Source organism: Runella sp. R5_40 (genome assembly GCF_057652295.1).
This window is the reverse complement of sequence record NZ_JBYFCH010000053.1, coordinates 1-2951: the sequence shown is the minus strand read 5'-3', so window position 1 is coordinate 2951 and position 2951 is coordinate 1. Positions and strand designations below refer to the sequence as shown.

Annotated in this window: 1 rRNA gene and 1 other annotated feature (1 of these 2 running past the window's edge); the gene reads left to right on the top strand. The window is 49.9% G+C overall.

Features of this window, described 5'->3' with window-relative positions:
- Nucleotides 1–2691 (top strand) — a sequence feature (most likely nonfunctional fraction of RNA operon); it begins 1613 nt to the left of the window's first position.
- Between the two features lie 143 nt (nt 2692–2834).
- Nucleotides 2835–2946 (top strand): 5S ribosomal RNA (rrf, locus tag AC23N5_RS31270).
- Nucleotides 2947–2951: the final 5 nt, after the last annotated feature.

Here is a 2951-nt window from a genome sequence, read left to right as displayed (position 1 = left end):
TCCGAATGGGGCAACCCACCCTAAGAGATTAGGGTATCCGAAAGGAGGCAAACGGGGGGAACTGAAACATCTAAGTACCCCTAGGAAGAGAAAACAACAGTGATTCCGTAAGTAGTGGCGAGCGAACGCGGACAAGCCCAAACCGATGACGTTACGGCGTTATAGGGGTTATAGGACTGATTTTTAAGAACTACATGAAGATGAATTGTCTGGGAAGGCAAACCGGAGCGGGTGAGAGTCCCTTAATTGTAAGGTGTAGAACTGTATCAGGATCCTGAGTAGGTGGGGACAGGAGGAATCCCCTCTGAATTCGGCGGCACCATCCGCCAAGGCTAAATACGACTGAGAGACCGATAGTGAACGAGTACCGTGAGGGAAAGGTGAAAAGAACCGGGAGTACCGGGGTGAAATAGAACCTGAAACCATGCGCTTACAAGCGGAGGGAGCCTATGGGTGACCTCGTGCCTTTTGCATAATGAGCCTACGAGTTGTTCTTACTAGCGAGGTTAATGTTTTAAGGACAGGAGCCGAAGCGAAAGCGAGTCTGAAAAGGGCGTTTAGTTAGTGAGAGCAGACGCGAAACTTGGTGATCTATCCGTGGTCAGGTTGAAGTGTGGGTAACACTGCATGGAGGACCGAACCAGTTAACGTTGAAAAGTTTTTGGATGAACTGCGGATAGGGGTGAAAGGCCAATCAAACTGAGAAATAGCTCGTACTCCCCGAAATGTTTTTAGGAACAGCGTTGTGGGGCGTTTATGTCAGGTAGAGCTACTGATAGGATGCGGGGGAGTCAAATCCTACCAAATTCTGACAAACTCCGAATGGGCATAAACAGACACAGCAGTGAGGGCCGGGGTGCTAAGGTCACGGTCCGAGAGGGGAACAACCCAGAGCAACCGCTAAGGTCCCTAAGTATATACTAAGTTGAACAAAGGAAGTCTGACTGCCGAGACAGCCAGGATGTTAGCTTGGAAGCAGCTATACATTTAAAGAGTGCGTAACAGCTCACTGGTCGAGCGGGGCGGGCGTCGATAATAAACGGGCATCAAGTATATCACCGAAGCGATGCGATTAGTAATAATCGGTAGGGGAGCATTCTAACGTCAGTGAAGTTGTAGCGTGAGCTATGGTGGAGATTTTAGAAAAGCAAATGTAGGCATAAGTAACGACAATGTATGTGAGAACCATACACACCGTAAAGCTAAGGATTCCTCAGCTATGTCAATCAACTGAGGGTTAGTCGGGGCCTAAGGGGAAGGCGAAGGCCGCACCTGACGGACAGCAGGTTAATATTCCTGCACCTGATACAAGTGTGAAGCGTACGGGGTAGGGGAGAGAGTACGAAGTGACGGAAGTCTTCGTTGAGCGGCGTTTACGGACAAAGCGAACTTTTGAACTGGCCTCCAAGAAAAAGCGCTGAAACATCAGCTTGTATTAGCCCGTACCGTAAACCGACACAGGTAGCTGGGTAGAATATACCAAGGTGCTCAAGTGAATCACGGTTAAGGAACTCGGCAAATTAGTCCTGTAACTTCGGGAGAAGGGACACTCTGGCGCGAGCTAGAGTCGCAGAGAAATGGCCCAGGCGACTGTTTAACAAAAACACAGGGCAACGCAAAGTGGAGACACGACGTATGTTGCCTGACACCTGCCCGGTGCTGGAAGGTTAAGAGGGGAGCTTAGCGCAAGCGAAGGTTTGAATCGAAGCCCCAGTAAACGGCGGCCGTAACTATAACGGTCCTAAGGTAGCGAAATTCCTTGTCGGGTAAGTTCCGACCTGCACGAATGGTGTAACGATCTGGGCACTGTCTCAACCGTGAGCTTGGTGAAATTGTAGTAGCGGTGAAGATGCCGCTTACCCGTCACGGGACGGAAAGACCCCGTGCACCTTTACTACAACTTTGCGTTGGATATGGGATATGAATGTGTAGGATAGGTGGGAGGCTACGAAGTGGATTCGTCAGGATTCATGGAGCCAACGTTGAAATACCACCCTTTTGTATTCTGTGTTCTAACTTATTATTGAGGACCGCGCATGGTGGGTAGTTTGACTGGGGTGGTCGCCTCCAAAAGAGTAACGGAGGCTTCCAAAGGTTAGCTCATGACGGACGGTAATCGTCAGGGGAGTGCAAAAGCACAAGCTAGCTTGACTGTGAGACCGACGGGTCGATCAGGTGGGAAACCAGGGTTTAGTGATCCGGTGGTTGCGCATGGGTGTGCCATCGCTCAAAGGATAAAAGGTACGCCGGGGATAACAGGCTGATCATCCCCAAGAGCTCACATCGACGGGATGGTTTGGCACCTCGATGTCGGCTCGTCACATCCTGGGGCTGGAGAAGGTCCCAAGGGTTCGGCTGTTCGCCGATTAAAGTGGCACGCGAGCTGGGTTCAGAACGTCGTGAGACAGTTCGGTCCCTATCTGTGATGGGCGTAGGAAGTTTGACGGGGGCTGACCTTAGTACGAGAGGACCGGGTTGGACTCACCTCTGGTGAATCGGTTGTTACGCCAGTAGCATGGCCGAGTAGCTACGTGGGCAACAGATAAGCGCTGAAAGCATCTAAGTGCGAAACTGGCCTGAAGATGAGACTTCCACATAAGGGACGTTGTAGACGACGACGTTGATAGGCTGCAAGTGTAAAGGTGGTGACATCAAAGCTGAGCAGTACTAATTGCCCAATAGCTTCTTTGTAAATACAATTTTTATGAATAATTCTCTGCCAATGTCAATTGCTTATTGAAAGACGAATTAGCTAATAACCTTGATGGTGATTACAGAGTGGGTTCGGAGTCGCGTACGACTTCACCTATTGTGAATCCGAATCAGAAGACCTTGATGGTGGTTACAGGGTGGGTGTTCACCTCTTCCCATTCCGAACAGAGAAGTTAAGCCCCACTCCGCCGATGATACTGCAATAAAATGTGGGAAAGTAGGTAGCCGCCACAATATTA